Raw genomic sequence first — 17,755 nt, 5'->3', positions numbered from 1 at the left:
TGTCGGAATTAATTATTTTATATTATTGATATATAATAGATTTTAATATAAGTGCAAAAATTCAATATACCCCTTGCAGAGTATATTGAATCATTTCAGGTTTAGTAGTTTTTAAATTATTTATACTTTTAACGTGAGGTATTACTTTGTAAAAACTTCTCGCTGTAAATACGATAGTTTTGCAAAGCTTGCTCATCTAACCAATTTTTCACCGCTTCAATCATCGGTGGTGGGCCACATAAATACATATCAAAAGCCTGCTCGGCCAGTTGATCTTTATTTAAATGCTCATGAATATAACCTGCTTTACCTTGCCAAGCTTCAGTTGCTTTAGTCACAATCGGGTGATAACTAAAGTTTGGAAGCTGTTCTGCATAGGCCTGTAAACGCTGTTGTTCACACAAGTCAGTCTCATTATTTACGCCGTAATACAACTGAACAGCAGGTGAGTTAGGCTGATCAACCAAGTTATCTAGCATTCCCAAGAAAGCTGATAAACCTGTTCCACCTGCTACAAAAACCAGTGGTCGTTGTACTTCACGTAAATAGAAACTACCAAGCGGTGCTTCAATGAGTAGGGTTTGTCCGACCTGACAACGATCACGCAAGTAATTGCTCATCACACCGTCTGGCAAAAGACGAATTAAAAACTGTAATTGATTGGTTGCGTTTGGTCTATTTGCAAAAGAATAAGAACGCCAGTCTTCAGTATCCGGTATTTGCAAACGAGCATATTGACCCGGTAAAAACTGAAGTTGTTCAGCATGATTGCTTGCATCAAGATGTAAGATTGCTGTCGTTTCAGAAACCAGCTCAACCGCAGTGACTTTGGTTTCAATTTTTAAGGTATCACCAGCGTTACAGATAGCAGAATCATGATCGAAATAAAAAGCTGCATCTGATTTCACACGCGTCTGGCAAGCTAACATTTTGCGCTCGGCCAAATCACGTTCACTTAATGCATCTTCATCAACATATTCTTGTTCATAAATCCCGGTTTCACACTGACCCTGACAGGTACCACAAACACCTTCACGGCAGTCTAGCGGCAGGTTAATTCCTTGGCGAACTGCTGCATCAAGCAGCAATTCGTCGTTATTTACCGAAATGAAAAAGGTTTTGCCATCGGCAAAGTTAAGTGCAACTGAATGTCCCATTTTCATTCCCCTTAAACGTGATAGAAGTCTAAAACGGAATCAATTTTGTCATTCAGCAAAATGCTGTGCTGACGACGAATGCGGAAACCATCTGCTGTTTGGCGTAAAAAATAAGTAGCGTGTCCGTAAAAACAACCTTCTAATCCTTGACGGTTATAAAGCGTTTGCCATGCAACTTTTGCTTCAATTAATCCATCATCCAATGTTTTAACTCGAATGTTATTTATGCTGTGTAACGTACGGGGTAATGGAGTTGCAGATGCTGCTTTTCCGGTACGAATACGGAATACACGGTCTTCGAGTCCAGTACGGTCTGCATAATAGATATAAGACAAGCCCTGGTTTGGATCTTGAACATAGTTATGATCATCAATCCACTGGGGAATATGATATTCACTATCTTCATCGTAAAGCTCTAGATAGGCATCCCAGTCATAAGCATCACAAAGCTCTGCCTTTTTGTACAAAAACTGCGATACAGCAAAATGTAGTTCTTGTGACATGGTTACACCTCATCCATTACAGCATTGTTTTCAAAAGTAATATCCTGCATTTTTAATGCTTTCTTGTTTAAGCCATCGAGCATTAGACGTTGCCAATGTCCATGCTGGTTTACATAGAGTCCTTCATGGGTAAATTCACGGCCAGTAATGACGGGTTGAATGCCTAAATCTTGTGAGTTTTTGGTCGCGCCATATTCCCAAGACTGACAACCGCGAGAAATATCGCTCCAACGTTCAAGCCGTGCCTGAAAACCTTTTTGTTGCTCACGGAATTCAACTAGATCATCCGGCGTACCAAGACCCGACACATTAAAGAAATCTTCGAACTGGCGAATACGGTTACGGCGTGCTTCCGCAGATTCACCTTTAACCCCAATACATTGGCTGATGACTTCGGTTTTATTCCATGCCACAGGACGAACAATACGGAGCTGTGAACTAATCTGGTCCATAAAGAATAGGCTAGGGTACAAGTTCAAATTTCTTAAACGATGCATTGCCCACTCAGCATATTTGTCGCCATATTTTTCGACCATATATGGCATAACCGTGCTATAACCCGGACGAACTGTTGGGTTCGGCATGTCACTAAACAATACGCTATGTCCATTTTTAAAACTAAACCAGCCATCGTCAGTTTCTGAGTCACCGGCACCTAACTTGCTATAGTCGAGCGTGTCGAGTTCTTCACCTTTTGATGCATTAACTTGCTGACGGTGTTGAACTGTAGAGACATAGTTATAGTGAACAGTACTTACATGGTAACCATCTAAGCCATTTTCATTTTGTAGCTTCCAGTTGCCTGCAAAAGTATAAGATGACTTGCCTTGTAATACTTCGAGTTCACCTGTTGGCGACTGGTTAACCATTAAATCAAGGAATAGTTTTGCATCGCCTAAAAAGTCTTCTAGTGAATCTGTTGCTTGAGTATCAAGGCTTACAAATACAAATCCACGATAGCTGGCAATACGGCCTTGTTTTAAACCACGGCTTGATTTATCAAAATCTTCACAATATTCACCAGGTGCTTTGACTTTCACCAAACGACCATCTGACTTATAGCACCAAGCATGGAATGGACAAGTAAATGTAGATTGGTTGCCTTTAGCAACACGTGTTAAAGTCGCTCCGCGGTGTTCACAAGCATTGACCATGGCATGTAGTTCACCTTTTCCATCACGGCTTACGATAATCGGTTGACGACCAATTTGAACGGTTAGGAAATCATGATTGTTTGGAATTTCACTTTCGTGGCATGCATAAATCCAAACCTTTTCAAAAATAAGTTCCATTTCCAAGTCAAATAGTTCAGGCTCGGTAAACATATTACGTGCAATACGAAACACGCCATCGTTAGGACGGAAGTCAATACATCCATCTATAAAATCATTCCATTGTTTTAAATTAGATGAGGTCATTTGCTCAATCCTCCATTCATTCAGCTTTTAACTGATTGAACCGCGATTAAGCCTTAGCCTCTATCCGTTTTTTCCAGATCTTTATCCACTTTGTGCAGATTTGATTTTTTAATCGAACTCTTTTGAAGAAAGAGTAGAGATTTAAATTTGTATATGTTTTAAGCTATTAAAGTTTCCTATAATGTTAAGCAGCATAAAAATGAGATTTTGTGAACTAAGTCTATGAAAGAACAAAACTTAAAATTACAAATTAGAATTCTTTTAGAGCAAAATATTGCATTTGGTCCGGGTAAGGCAGACTTACTTGAAGCAATTGAAAGAACGGGGTCGATCTCACAAGCTGCAAAATCTATGAATATGAGCTACCGCCGTGCATGGCAGTTAGTCGATACAATGAATCAGTGCTTTGAAACAGCTTTAGTGGAAACACAAACGGGCGGAACACATGGTGGTGGGGCGGCCGTTACAGCTTTGGGCCAGAAAGTCTTACAGCATTACCGCCAAATGGAAATCAATGCTCGACAAACCTTAGAGCATGATTATCAAATCATGAGTAGCTATTTAAAACGCTAAATAAAAACCTTCATAGCGACTGAATTTTTTAATATGGTATAGCTTTTGCTTAATATAAATTGCACGCTGAAAAAGCACTGCTGCAATTTTCAGTTACACAGACAATGGCGTCTATTCTGCACTATCGTAAAAGATGGTTTGGGATAGGCGTTTTTTATTGCGTATCTAAAAAAGTAGCTGGCATAAACGACTGATCTTTATGGTTATCTCTATATGTTTTTTGGCATAGGGATAACCATAAAACCAATTAAATTATTCACTAAAGTTTAAAAGAAAATAAGTTTTATATAGTGTTCTTAAATGGTTAGCACTCACTAATGAGTGCACCAAAATGAAGTTCTAAATACAAATTGCACTATTTACCTTCATTCCGATCCTCTATATTTGACGAATTATACTTTTCATAATGTTTGTGTAGCGCTATATTCTTGGGTATATATCGCTGCAGAAAACGACAAAAAGGTAAACATAATGGTAAGTGATACGAAGATAAAAAAGTTGGCTTTAGCCTGTTCAGTCCTCAGCATAGGATTGGTCTTTAATGTTCCAGCCACGGCTGAATCGGTTACCATTTATGCAGCAGCGAGCTTAACCAATGCGATTAACGATTTAGAAAAAATTTATGAAAAACAAAATAAAGTAGAAGTTAAAACCTCATATGCAGGCTCATCGACATTAGCGAAACAAATTGAAGCAGGTGCGCCGGCAGATATTTTTATTTCAGCAGATACCCAGTGGATGGATTATCTGCAAAATAAAAAACGAGTTGCAGCAAATGACCGTATAAATTTATTAGCTAACCATTTGGTTCTAATTATTCCAAAAGGTCAGTTATTAAACATCAAATTAGATAAAACGACCGATCCCAATAAAGTATTTACAGGCAAGATTTGTACAGGCGATACCAAAAGTGTGCCTGTAGGTAAATATGCTAAACAAGCTTTTACTAATTTAAGTTGGTGGAGTCGTATTGAGCCAAAGTTAGTTGAAACAGAAGATGTTCGAGCTGCATTAAATTTTGTTGCACGTGGCGAATGTCAGGTTGGGATTGTCTATGCAACTGATGCAGCGATTAGTAAAGATGTAACAGTAGTGGGGGTATTTTCAGAAAATACACATTCACCAATTATTTATCCTGTAGGGATAGTTAAAAAGAATCCGAGCTCAACAAAGTTCTATCAATTTTTACAAAGCAATCAAGCCAAAGCTGTCTTTAAAAAATATGGCTTTAGCGTATTGGCTCCAGCAAAACCATGATGTTCTCTTTAACCCCAGAAGAACTCAACGTTCTGCAACTTTCTTGTAAGGTTGCAGCAAGTTGTCTTGTGGTCAGCATTATTCCTGCAATTTGTGTGGGATGGTTTTTGGCTCGTAAAGAGTTCTGGGGTAAGTCATTCATTGAAACATTAGTGTTTTTACCTTTGGTATTACCACCAGTTGTTCCTGGCTATTTGCTTTTACAAGTTTTTGGCAGTCGCGGCATTATTGGGCAATATTTGGCACCGCTCGGAATTGATTTTGCATTTAACTGGAAAGGTGCCGTTCTGGCATCAGCAGTAATGGGTTTTCCGCTATTGGTTCAGTCTATTCGTCTAGCGATTGAACTGGTAGATCAGCGTTTAGAAATGGCAGCAAAGACATTGGGTGCCTCATCTTTAGGGGCCTTTTTTCATGTCACGTTGCCACTTGCCAGCAGTGGTATTTTAATTGGTGCTATTTTGTGCTTTTGCCGTAGTTTAGGTGAGTTTGGTGCGACCATTACCTTTGTGGGGAATATTTCAAATGAAACACGTACTTTACCTTTGGCCATGTATAGCCTAATGCAACAACCCGACACCGAGGCCGCTATTCAAAGGCTTATTGTTTTATCGTTAAGTGTAGCTTTTCTGGCATTATGGTTTGCCCAGTGGTTTCATCGTTATCAAAAGAAGCGTTTAGGGCGATAAAATTATGTTGATTGATTGCCGTTTTCAGCTACAAATGGGTCAATTTCATATTGAACCTAATTTCCAGTCAGATGCTTCTGTTATTGGGCTATTTGGTGCCTCTGGGTCAGGTAAAACATCAATTTTACATGCCATTGCAGGGCTGAACACTCCGCATAGTGGACTCATTAAAATACAGGATCAAACGTGGTTTGATTCAGATCAAAACATTAACTTGAGCACGCAAAAGCGGCATGTTGGATTAGTCTTTCAAGATGCTCAGCTTTTTCCGCATAAAACGGTAAAGCAAAACTTATTATTTGGTCTTAAGCATCTTTCCCAACAAGAACGTCACTTTGAAGCAGATTACATTATTGAATTATTAAAGTTAGGGCACTTATTAGAACGTATGCCCATCAAACTATCAGGAGGGGAAAAACAGCGCGTGGCACTGGGTCGAGCATTGTTATATTCACCTAAACTGTTACTGCTTGATGAGCCGTTATCAGCACTGGATGCAAATCATAAAGCTGAAATTATTCCTTTTTTTCAGAAAGTAAAAGAGGTAATAAAAATTCCGATGATTTATGTAAGTCATGATATTCAAGAGATTAAACAACTGACCGAAACAATGTGGGTTTTATAATTTTTCATTTTTCACACATTATTTCAGTCTTGTCGATTTATGGTTGTTAGTTAGCCCATAAACTACCCGTTGGGGCAGATTTTCGGCGATCTTGGGCTTGTTGATAAAAACGCCAGAAAGCGAAAGCAAAAATGATAGCTAAGAAATCAACCACTAAGATTTCTCCGCCATGTATCCATAAGCCACTTTGAGGAATGAAGTAAGCTAAAAGGGATGTAAGTGGAATTGCAAATAACACCAAAACCAAGGTTAACAGCAGTTTTGGTAAAGCTTTTGCATAGCCAATTACAAAGGTGTAAATCAAAGTCAGTAGGAAAATCGCATAATAACCATACATAAAGAGATGGTTCATGCTTTCAATGTTGAGTGCAGCGAAAAGCCAACGACTGGCCAACATTGTACCTACGACAGCTAAAACACACCCTAAACATGCACCTATCGTTAAGTTCGCAAGGAACACCACATCTTTACGTTGAACAGGAACAGGGTCTTCAGCACGCTTTTGTTTACGTGCACGAGTTTCAACCCAAAGGATGTTACCTGTATAAAATAAGAAAGCACCACCAACACCTAAAACAAAATAAATCCAGCGTACGCCCGTACCACCAAAACTTCCAAAATGTAGACTAAACATGGCGTTGATTAACTTATTCCCAGCATCAGTCTGTGTGTTAATACCTTTATGATTAAAGTGCTCAACTGCATATGGGTTCATACGCATAAAGTCATGATTCGCACCGCGCAACATCTGATCTGAACTATAGAGAGCAATCCGTGCATTGGCTTTTTCAGGTTTATCTAGGCCACTGAACTGGATATAGTCAACTGAATATTCAGGCGCTACTTTTTTAGCTTGGGTTAATATTTGCTGCATATCGATTTGTGTTTGTTTAGGCTGAATAAGGACTGGGGGGGAACGCTGAAAAACAGGTTGTCCTTTGAGTGCAAATTGTCCAATCGCATCATAAAAAAAGTCATGAAAAGCAAAGACAATAACGCTAATACTAATAATGATGTGGAACGGTAAGCTGGTAATCCCAATTACATTATGTGCATCTAGCCAAAATCGCTTTTTATTTTTGCCAGGGCGAATGACAAAGTAATCCTTTACTAAGGTTGGTAACAGAATGATTACCCCTGAAAGCAGAGCAAGAAAATATAAAATAGAAACTACACCCATCACATACAGGCCTAGTCCGTGATGGCCTGCCATGCCCGGTATGCCTGCTGTTTCATGTAACTGTTCGATTAGCCAGCCAGCTTTAGATAAGTTTTCTTGAGCAACAATTAACTCGCCGTTGTTATCTAAGCTTGCCATCCACGTAGACTGAGCAGCATTAAAGCCATCTCCACGTTCATGTTCACTCCAAGTAATGGGTGCATAGTGAAACTCATTCGACGATAAATTTAGTGTGAAGTTCTTTTGTGCAGCAGGATAGGCAGCCTGAACTTTTTGAATAAGCTCATTATATTGATCGGGTGAGACTTTCGGTAAAACTTGCTGTGTTGGTGTAGCCCACTTACTAATATGGTGCTGAAACATGCTGAGCCCACCAGCAAAGAAACAGATAAAAAGCAAAATCCCTGCACATACACCCACCCAAGTATGCATGCTTTTTGCTAATTTCATGATGTCTGAACGTACTTTCATGTTTAACCCCGTAAGACAAAAATACAGCTATACGCTAGGGCATTAGCAATGAATAAATAGATAAGCGCTTTTCGTCCAGTCGTAAAAAAATAACTGCCAAACATAATAGGCATCCAAACCCAAGGAACACACCACATTCCCACTTGCACCAATAAATCCATGGCAACATAAGGTTGGCCTAATAAAACAATCAAATTACCAATAGCTATAGAAAGACTTAGACCTAAAACACCACCAGCAAAAGTTTTACTCCACCAGTCTGGCTGGATCGGAGACTGAATTTTAGCTTTCATGAAACCAGTTTCCGTTTAAAAAGCGCCATAAAAGGAAGAAACGACCACGCAAAAATGATGAGCATGAACCAGCAAAAAGTGGCAACCACTTTTGGTAAGCTTGCAAAAAGTGCAATGAATCCAATACCTAATAGCACTAGACCCAAATACCTAAAGAAAGTAGGAAGATGTTGAGACAACAGATTTTGGTTGCTATGACTACAATAAATACTGACCGCTCCCAACAGGGTCAAAAAAAGTCCTATAAGTTTCATAATCGATGTTTATAAGTAAATTAAAGTCAAAATTTACCCAACAGTATAAGTAAATAATAATTATTATCAAATGATAAATATAATTATTTATAGATTTGCAGTAAGTAAGTTAAGATAGGAGATAACTCATTAAAAATATTTATTTTGAAGTCGAATACGTGAGCAATTATCTCTACATTCCTGAACAACTCAGCAAATCAATTTATGAAATTTCGAACCCTATTTTTTTTACATCAGAGCTATTTTGTTATGGGCTAGATTTATCGCAAACAATGTATTTGTATATAGACCAACGATTAGAGCATCCGCTAAAAATTGCTCAAGCGCGTGTCGAACGTAAAAATGAGTACTTATGTGGCAGGGTCTTAGCTCAGGCAGTTTTAAATCATCATTTCGGTTTAGATCAGCCCATAACCTCTATGCACGAACATTTGCCCATCTGGCCAACTCATGTTTTGGGGAGCATTAGTCATTCACAAAATAAGTTAATTGTTGCGCTATCTAACAATGCGGTTTATTTGGGAATTGATATTGAGCACTGGGTGACCTCAGAATTTGCTCAAGAGAGTGCACATCTTATTTTAACGCCATCTGAGTTTGATTTATGGAAAAGTAAAGCGGCAGAATTTTTTGATTTTGCCCGTTATGTGAGTTTAATTTTCTCTGTAAAAGAAAGCCTATATAAAGCGGTTTATCCCACTGCAAAGCAATATATTGATTTCTTGGAAGCATCTATAGTCGATATTAATTTTGAAAATCAAACATTAACGCTAAATTTTTTGCTGGAAATTCAACAGCGCTATCAACTCTTAGAACGCTATGACGGTGGCTGGACCATAGAGCAAGACCATATTATGACTTGGGTTTTTCAGTCACGAAATTTTGCTTAAAATAAAAGAAGGCAACGAATTGCCTTCTTTTATTTAGGGTTTAATTTTCTTGTAACTTAGGATCTTGGAATCCTGTTTCACGCATATCTTGAGAGTTGAATAGGAACATAAATCCTACTGCAAAACTTAGTATGCCAAAGAAGAGGATACTTCCTGATATTGGTAAAAACCGAGTTAAGAGACCCAAAGTTGTAGTGGCAATCGAGTCGCCTAACGCATCTTGTGCGAGCCAAATTGCGTTAATACGCCCTAGATATTCGTCAGGTGTATGTCCTTGCACAATGCTGTATTGAAGCAAGTTGGCAATCGACATCAAATATCCGAAAACACATAAAATGGGTAAAGTCACAATGAGCCAAGGTGAAAGCCCAATCATAATCATGCAACTAAAAACCCCTAAACACGTATAGAGCATGACCAAGCCGGGTCTGAGTAAACGTGTTGTCCAGCCACTGAGTAAAGCACCTAAAGTCGAGCCTAAAGGTACTGCCGTATACATAAGCCCGAGTTCGAATGCACCACCGTGAAAAATTTCATCTGCCATTTGCGGAAAAATGATTCGAATAGCACTGCTAAAACTAAGCAATGTGCCTATTAAAATCGTGCTGCCGACCACTTTATTTTTAAAGACGAATTTAAAGCCTTGGACTAATTGATGAAGAGGACTTTCGCCATTTGATACATGTTGCGGTTTAAGCGCAGGTAGTCCCATCAATAAAAATACAGTCAGTAAAGTACCCACCGTTGAGACCCAATACACGGTCGCAACACCACTAGCAGCAATTAATATACCGCCGATTGCAGGTGAAATAACGGTTGCAAGACGTACGGATACCATACTGATTGCACGGGCTTGTACAATATTTTCCCGCCCTACAATTACAGGCATGATCGCCATCATTGCCGTTACACCGAGTGCACCAAAGAAACCATCCCATGCTGAAAGAAAGTAAATGGCATAAAGCGAAGGATGCTCAAACATGGCATTAATCGCGAGGCCAGCAAAGCCTAAGCCACATACACCACGTGCCAATAAAATTAGCCATTTTCGATCTTTGCGATCTGACAACAAACCACCCAGTAGCAAGCCAATAAACATCGCAATGCCTTCAAAAGCCATTGCGACAGCAACGTTAAGCGAGTTCCCCGTAATGTCATAGACTTGTTTTGGAATAGCCACGACCAACATGCCAATCGTTAACAATGACAATGTGCGGGCAATAAATACATGTCTGAAATGGGCATTACGTTTTAAAAGACTAAAATCGGTCAATAAAGATTTGAAACTCATGGCGTGTGCTCCTCTAAACCGCGCGCTTGACAAATCATGCGGTTTAAAATCGGGCCAAGTATTTCAAGCTGCTCTGGAGACAATATATCGGTATGGTCAGCTTCGCTTAGTCGAACAATATTGAGTTTTTTAACTAAAGGTGACCATTGTTGTTCTGGTTGGATATACGGCAGCAAGTCTTTTTCAGCGACAACTAAGTGTAGTTCACCATCAAAGTGCGGCATCTTATATGGTTTTAATAAACGGATGGCATCGCGATAGTTTGCAAAAATATCCTCTTGTAAACGACGGGTTTCTTCATTTAATGCCGTATCTGCATCGGCTAAAATATCATTGAAGAATTGAAGTTGCTCTTGTTCAGCTTCAGCATTCATTTCCTCTACCGACAAATCTAACCACTGATGAATTTCAGCAGGGTAAGTGTCTAATAAGCCGAGATAATCAACTTTTTCACCTTGTTCAGTGAGCTTCGCTGCAACTGCATAGGCCACAGTGCCGCCAAGTGAATAACCTAGTAACGTATAAGGTCCTGTTGGTTGTTGCTTGCGAATAATCTCAAGTTGTTTTTCAACCAATTCGTCCATATCAGTACTATTTGCCAATAAGCCATCTGGTCGAGATGACTGTAATCCAATAATTGGTAAGTCAGAATGTAAATAACGATTCAGCACCGTATATTGCCATGCTGAACCAGAACCTGGGTAGAAACAGAACAATGGATGCCCAGAGCCGGAGCGGATTGGCAAAATAGGTTGCATGCCAGTTTGTTCAACTTCTGCCAAACGTTCTTGTGTAAGAAGTAAAGCTGCTAAACGTTGAATCGTGACATGACTCATCAACTGGCCAATTGGAATGGTCCGCTTGAATACCTTTCGGATTTCAATTGCAAGCTTCATCACCAAAATGGAATGTCCACCAATCGCAAAGAAATCTTCGTTAACACCAATATTTTGATTGGTGTTTAAAACTTGCTGGAAAATGCGTGTCAGTTCATGTTCAAAAGCAGTGGTGGCGTACTGTTTTTCTATATTTGAAGAAGTAAGTTGTGGTTGCGGCAGTGCTTTACGGTCCAGCTTACCATTATGACTTAATGGGAATTTCTCAATTAATACATAGTGGGTCGGCACCATATATGCAGGAAGCTGTTTTGCCAATTGTTTCTTTAACTGGTCGACGTTTACAGGCGCTGTTGTTTGCAAGTAAGCAACCAACTGAACATCAGCTTTATTTTGTTCAGAAGAAATAGGATGTACAACCACATCAAGACCGCTGATTAAGCGTAATTGCTGTTCAATTTCACCCAGTTCAATACGTTGCCCACGTATTTTTAGCTGATCATCAGCACGGCCCACATATTGAATACTGCCGTCTGCATGCCATCGAGCAATATCACCAGTGCGATACATGCGTTGACCTGCTGCGAATGGATTTGCCACAAAACGTGATGCTGTTAAGTCCGGTCGATGCAAATAACCTATTGCCAATTGATGACCTGCTAAATAAAGCTCACCGTCCACTCCAAAAGGAACAGGGCGTAAGTATTGATCTAAAATATAAAGCTGGGTATTCCAGACTGGATAACCAATTGCGACGCTACTTTCTTCAGGATGTAATCCCAGTGTTGCATCCATATAACTCACATCTACTGCCGCTTCTGTTGGGCCATATAAGTTATGTAGCTCACAACTAAAGTGCTCGGTAAATGATTTTGCTAAAGCTGTTGGTAATGCCTCACCACTACAGAACACTCGGCGGATTGGTAAACTTTGACGCTGAGCAGATGACAAAATTTCGGTAGCAGCATTTTCAAAAACAGCCAACATTGAAGGTACAAAATGTAATGTTGTTACCTGATATTTTTGAATGAGGCTTAATAATGCCAATGGATCACGGTGTGCATCTACAGGTGCCATAACTAATCGTGCACCTACTAAATATGACCAGAAAAACTCCCATACTGAAACATCGAAAGTACATGGTGTTTTTTGCAAAATCGTATCGTTGGCTGAGAGTGGATATTCTGATTGCATCCATAAAATACGGTTCACAATGGCTTGTTGAGAAACCATGACACCTTTTGGCTGGCCTGTTGTACCTGATGTATAGATTAAATAGGCCGGATGCTGTGGGGTAATAACTGTCGTTTTATAGCTACTTAAATCCACCTTTGTTTCATCAAACAATTCATTAAAAGCAAAGGTAGCTATTGATGGATGGGCAATAGCAGCTAGATCTTTTTGTTCACCAATCACAAGTTTAGATTTGGCATCCTGCAACATAAATTTGATGCGTTCAGACGGATGTTGTAAATCAATAGGTAAATAAGCTGCACCTACTTCAATTACTGCTAAAATCGCAATACTCAGTTTGACTGATCTTGGCAAGGCAACAGCAACAATATCTCCAGCCTGTACGCCCGCTCTTTGCAATTGCTGTGCTAAAGCACAAACTTGCAAACGCACTTCACTGAAACTGAGCTGATGATTTTCATCTGATAATGCCGTTTGTTCAGGCGTAATTCGAGCTTGTTCTCTGAGTAATTGCTGTAACGTGCTCTGACGAACATAGTATTGGGTTTGATTTGTTTTCTGGATTAAATCGCGCTCTTCAGCCAGCTGTAAGCGATAGTGAGCTAGAGAAGTCTCTGGTTCATTTAATGCAATTTCAATCAATTGAACCATTCGCTCAAGGAAGTGTTCAGGCTGATCAATTACACCACGCTGCTCAAGTAATAGCTCAATTTGATGATCAGGAATAACTAACAAAGCAAGCGGGTAATGGCTATAACCACGATTTGTGAGTTTTGAAATCGCAGCATCACCAAGTTTTTGCTGTAAATACTGGTTATCAGGGTAGTTTTCTACGACTAACAAACTATCGAAAAGATTGCCTTGTCCCACTAATTGCTGAATTGCACCCAGACCCAAACCATCATGCTCTAAATGTTCAACATGCAATTGCTGTAACTGAGTCAATTGTTCCCAAAGTGTTTGCTGTATGTTGAGCTTTACACGCACCGGAATCGTATTTAAAAACAATCCAATCTGTTGCTCTAAACCATTGATAGGTGCCGAACGCCCAGAAACAGGTGTACCAAACACAATATCTTCACGGTGAGCATAAATATTTAAAGTCATTGCCCAAATCATTTGCATAAAGACATTGAGCGTGATGCCTTGCTGGCGTAATTTGTGTTGAAGTTTCGCGCCCAACTCAGCACTTAAACGATATGAAGTTTCCTGCACGGCTTGTTGTGCTTGATTAAATAAAATAAGTGGCTGTAAATCTGCTAAATCACGTTGCCATATTACTTTTGATGTTTCATGGTCACGTCCAGATAAAGCTTTAATCACTGTTTCATAACTATATTCAAGCACTGGCAATTGTTGATTAGTTTGCTGATAGGCTTTAATAAAATCTTGTAAAAACAGCGGAGTTGACCAACCATCTGTTAACAGATGATGCACCATAATCAATAATTCTGACTGTTCTGGAGCATATTGAATTAAGGTTGCCCGAATTAAGCCATAGGGTTGGTCGAGGTGAATCGGTTGCTGCAATGCTTCTTGAATGGTTTGCTCAAGTAGATCGGGAGTGACTGAGCAAAACTGAACTGGCCAAGCTTGAGTAGGATGTAATGAATAGATAAAAACAGGTTCTTCAGCTAATTCACTATCAAAATGCCCACCTAATTGAGGGTGTCGTTTTAATACGGTAATCAACGCTTGCTGTAAACGTACCGGATCAATGTCTCCATTTAAACTAAGACGAGTAAAGGCATTATAGTTCGATTGATTTTCTATTTGAGATAAGAACAGCATGCCTTTTTGCAAAGGAAGTAAAGGTAAAATCGTACTGTTTTTTCCATATTTTTCTTGTACCTTTTGTTCTAGCTCTGCTGAAAATAAAGGTTTTGAAACTGCGGCTTGTTGTTCATCTAAACGGGTGAGTTGCGGCGCTATAGCGGCCACTGTTTTAAATTGGAATACATCACTTGGTCTTAAGCCGTAACCACGTTGGCGTAGTTGAGTACAAAGCATAATGGCCGAAATACTATCGCCACCTGTCATAAAGAAGTCATCATCAATCCCAATGGCGTCAAGCTTAAGAACAGATGCAGTAATTTGACATAAAAGCTGTTGTTCAGGCGTTTCGGCCATTCGGCTATGGGTACGAATTTGAGGCTTTGGCAGTGCTTTTTTATCGACTTTGCCACTTACATTTCGTGGAAATTCGGACATAACCGTTAGGGCAGAAGGCACCATATATTCAGGTAAGTTTTGACGTAACTGACTTAGATATTGCTGACTTAATTGCTCACTGGTTTTTTCATCAAGTTCAATGTCTTTGACCACACAATAACCGAGTAAACGATGACTGTTATTAATCGGTTCTGCAATGACTACTGCGCTTTCAACATTGGCTAAAATCGAAAGCGCATTTTCAACTTCACCAATCTCAACTCGATAACCACGAATTTTAATCTGGTCATCACAGCGGCCCATAAACTCCAGTTTACCCGCACTATTCCAGCGGACTAAATCACCCGTACGGTACATACGCTGTCCATGTTCAAATGGATTCGCTACAAAGCGGGTAGCACTTAAGTCAGCTCGGCCTAAATAACCATTGGCAATACCAAAGCCAGAAATATAAAGCTCACCAATGACGCCAGTTGGGCATCGTTGTAAATGACGATCTAGTACATAGGCCTGTGTATTACCAATAGGGTTACCAATGACAGGGCGAGCTGTCTGTTTTAATTCTGCTCGGAAAGTATCAACCGTATATTCGGTTGGGCCATATAAGTTATGAGCAAAAAGCGCTGGCTGAGCATTGAGTTGTTGCCATAAAGCCAATGGTGCAGCTTCACCACCAATCAAAATAAGACTTGGATGATGCTGATTTTCAGCAAATAAACCATTCGTCATCATTTGCGCACAAAAAGATGGTGGTAAATCAAGTGTGTCGATTTGTCGTTGCTGAATTTCTTGCACTAAACCAAATGCATCACGACGCATGTTTTCATCAAAAATATGTAGCTCTTGGCCCCATAACATCCAGAAAACTTGCAACCAAGATGAGTCAAATGAGAAAGAGTGGGTATGCGCTGCACGTAACGGACGGTCAGGAAAACGCTCATTTACCGCTTCTAATACGGGCCAGTAAATGGTTGGTTTATGTGACAAAATGAGGTTGAGTAAAGAACCATGTGTGTTCATTACCCCCTTAGGGCGGCCAGTACTACCTGAGGTAAAAATGACATAAGCAACATCTTGGAAATCAAATTTACGATTTTCGGCAGGAATATCACTCGCATCTTGTTTTCGAATTTGCGTTTGAACATCTTCATGATCAAGATATAACTGCTGAATATTTTGTGGTAGTTGCTGTGCAAGAGCTTGTGTCGTTAATACAAATAATGGATTTGCATCTTCACACATCATTTGCATACGATCGATTGGATAATCTAAATCGAGAGGTAAGAAACTCGCACCAGAATTGAGTACAGATAACATCACCACAACTGAGTCAATTGAACGAGGAATAGCTCCAGCAATGACCGTTTGCTTTTTGGCTCCATTTTCTTGTAAAAAACGAGTCAGTTGATTCACTTGTACCGCAAGCTCAGCAAAACTAAGATGCTGAAGGTTTGGACGTTCACCACTCACGATGGCGGTACGTTCAGGATATTTTTTCACTTGCTCATAAAAAATATCTAAAACATTATTATATTGTTTAGGGTGACTAACACGCGGACCAATACCACTTTGGGTTAGGGCAGCAAGCTCTTGTGGTGTTGTAATATTAAAATTGCTACATGGCTGTTCTGGACGAATCAAGGCTTGTTCGAGCAATAATGTTAGGCGTTGACCGTGGTTAAATAGCTCATCTTGTGTATAACGCTGCGAATCTGCACGTAGTTCGATAATGAGTTCATGATCTTGAACAATAAAGGAAAACTCAAAATCATCAATTGGTCCTGTAGAAATATGGTGTGTTTTGACCTTTTCACCATCTACAACCAAGTCTTGATCAAAAGCTTTATAATTTAAAATAGGACCGTACATTCGTTCATGAATATCGATACTATTTAAATCTCTTAAAATTTGTTCTGCATCGTATTTCTGATGCAGACGAATTTCTCGTAATTGCTTTTGTACATGTTGAGCTAAGCTCACCCAACTGTCTTTTTCAGCAACTTTAAACTTCACAGGTAGAACATTTACCGTAGGTAAGGTTGAGCGAATCGCTTTTGAACCTAAACGGCGCATAAATGGAATACCGTTAACCAACTCGGCTTTATCGGTCATTTTGTAAATATAATGTAATGACAATGACATCATCATGTCATTTAAAGCTAGCTTGGATTGCACAGCTAAAGCTTGAATTTGCTCTAAAATTCCTTGCGAAAAACGCAGCTGATGCTTAACAAATGTTGCTGTAGTTTTTGCCGCTAAATGATGAGTACTTAAACTAACTGGACTTGGTAAATCTTCACAGTAAGTTTTCCAAAAAGCTTGGTCTACTTTAAATTGATGGCTATTTTCATATGCTTGACGTTCCGAAATAACATCATTGACGCCAATGAACGGAGAAACTGAAAGTTCTTTTCCTTCTTGTAATTGTTGATATAGCTCAACAATACGTTTGGTTAAGTTAATCATGCTAAACCCATCAAGCATGATGTGGTGATAACGTTGATACCAATACACTTTATCATGCGTCGTAAATAGCACCTGACGAAACAGTTGAGATTCACCAGCTTTAAGTGATTTAGCACATTGACGGTCTGATGGCATCCAGTCCCATAAGCGTTGTTGAGCTTTTTTAGGCGTTAAATGACAAAAATCAAATTCTTCGATTTGAAACTGAATTTGATTATTGAGTTCAATAAATGGTTGAGACGCTTCAGATGAATATGAAGCAATGACCGTATCAGCTTCATTTAAGCCGATTTGAATTGCTTTTTTAAACGTTGGGATATCGACAGTTTTTGGTAGTTCCAAACAATGCGCAATGGTATATAAATCTTCAATTGAACTTAAATGATCGGCAAGAAAAATACCGAGCTGAGTAGAGGCCAATGCAAAACGAGCGGGTTGAGAAAGGTCCGGAGTAAATTCATTATTTAATGCCTGATTCATGACAAT

General features: G+C 39.4%; 12 protein-coding genes. 5 read left to right on the top strand and 7 right to left on the bottom strand.

Annotation, left to right across the window (positions count from 1 at the left end):
* Positions 1-128: 128 nt before the first annotated feature.
* Genes antC through antA form a run of 3 tightly spaced genes read right to left on the bottom strand, consistent with a single transcriptional unit; the run spans position 129 to position 3,078 of the window.
* Entirely contained in the window at positions 129-1,163 is a 1,035-nt protein-coding gene (antC, locus tag KTI79_RS08260; RefSeq protein ID WP_079284323.1) for an anthranilate 1,2-dioxygenase electron transfer component AntC, read from the bottom strand.
* 5 nt (positions 1,164-1,168) lie between these two features.
* Positions 1,169-1,660 (bottom strand): anthranilate 1,2-dioxygenase small subunit, encoded by a 492-nt coding sequence (gene antB, locus KTI79_RS08255; protein ID WP_032054939.1) that lies wholly within the window; start codon positions 1,658-1,660, stop codon positions 1,169-1,171.
* 2 nt (positions 1,661-1,662) lie between these two features.
* Positions 1,663-3,078, bottom strand: coding sequence for an anthranilate 1,2-dioxygenase large subunit (gene antA, locus KTI79_RS08250; RefSeq protein WP_017481160.1), 1,416 nt, complete (start codon positions 3,076-3,078; stop codon positions 1,663-1,665).
* 222 nt (positions 3,079-3,300) lie between these two features.
* On the opposite strand from antA, the gene KTI79_RS08245 reads away from it, so the two are divergent.
* From KTI79_RS08245 to KTI79_RS08230, 4 genes are all read left to right on the top strand, one after another.
* Positions 3,301-3,651 (top strand): winged helix-turn-helix domain-containing protein, encoded by a 351-nt coding sequence (locus tag KTI79_RS08245; RefSeq protein ID WP_032054938.1) that lies wholly within the window; start codon positions 3,301-3,303, stop codon positions 3,649-3,651.
* A gap of 471 nt (positions 3,652-4,122) precedes the next feature.
* Positions 4,123-4,908, top strand: coding sequence for a molybdate ABC transporter substrate-binding protein (modA, locus tag KTI79_RS08240; protein ID WP_032054937.1), 786 nt, complete (start codon positions 4,123-4,125; stop codon positions 4,906-4,908).
* Positions 4,905-5,597: a molybdate ABC transporter permease subunit gene (gene modB / locus KTI79_RS08235; RefSeq protein WP_032054935.1), complete on the top strand. Its 693-nt coding sequence runs from the start codon at positions 4,905-4,907 to the stop codon at positions 5,595-5,597. Before modA ends, modB begins: the two co-directional genes overlap by 4 nt.
* A gap of 4 nt (positions 5,598-5,601) precedes the next feature.
* The gene (locus KTI79_RS08230; protein ID WP_032054934.1) at positions 5,602-6,222 is read left to right on the top strand and encodes an ATP-binding cassette domain-containing protein; all 621 of its coding nucleotides are present in this window, start codon (positions 5,602-5,604) and stop codon (positions 6,220-6,222) included.
* Between the two features lie 46 nt (positions 6,223-6,268).
* Here the strand turns inward: KTI79_RS08230 and KTI79_RS08225 are convergent, their stop codons facing one another.
* Positions 6,269-7,873, bottom strand: coding sequence for a PepSY-associated TM helix domain-containing protein (locus KTI79_RS08225; RefSeq protein WP_086375790.1), 1,605 nt, complete (start codon positions 7,871-7,873; stop codon positions 6,269-6,271).
* Positions 7,874-7,875: 2 nt separating this feature from the next.
* Complete coding sequence (locus tag KTI79_RS08220; protein WP_032054932.1) at positions 7,876-8,166, bottom strand: hypothetical protein; 291 nt, start codon at positions 8,164-8,166, stop codon at positions 7,876-7,878.
* 412 nt (positions 8,167-8,578) lie between these two features.
* Between KTI79_RS08220 and KTI79_RS08215 the strand changes: the two genes are divergently transcribed.
* Entirely contained in the window at positions 8,579-9,310 is a 732-nt protein-coding gene (locus KTI79_RS08215) for a 4'-phosphopantetheinyl transferase (RefSeq protein ID WP_032054930.1), read from the top strand.
* A 40-nt stretch (positions 9,311-9,350) separates the two neighbouring features.
* On the opposite strand, the gene entS is transcribed toward KTI79_RS08215, so the two are convergent.
* Positions 9,351-10,601, bottom strand: a complete 1,251-nt coding sequence (gene entS, locus KTI79_RS08210; RefSeq protein WP_032054929.1) for an enterobactin transporter EntS — start codon at positions 10,599-10,601, stop codon at positions 9,351-9,353.
* Positions 10,598-17,749, bottom strand: coding sequence for a non-ribosomal peptide synthetase (locus KTI79_RS08205; protein ID WP_086375792.1), 7,152 nt, complete (start codon positions 17,747-17,749; stop codon positions 10,598-10,600). The genes entS and KTI79_RS08205 overlap by 4 nt, the downstream gene beginning before the upstream one ends.
* Between the last annotated feature and the right edge of the window lie 6 nt (positions 17,750-17,755).

This window comes from Acinetobacter sp. WU_MDCI_Abxd143 (assembly GCF_025514195.1).
In the GTDB taxonomy this organism is placed as follows: Bacteria; Pseudomonadota; Gammaproteobacteria; order Pseudomonadales; family Moraxellaceae; genus Acinetobacter; species Acinetobacter pittii_H.
This window is presented reverse-complemented; position numbering and strand designations above follow the sequence as displayed.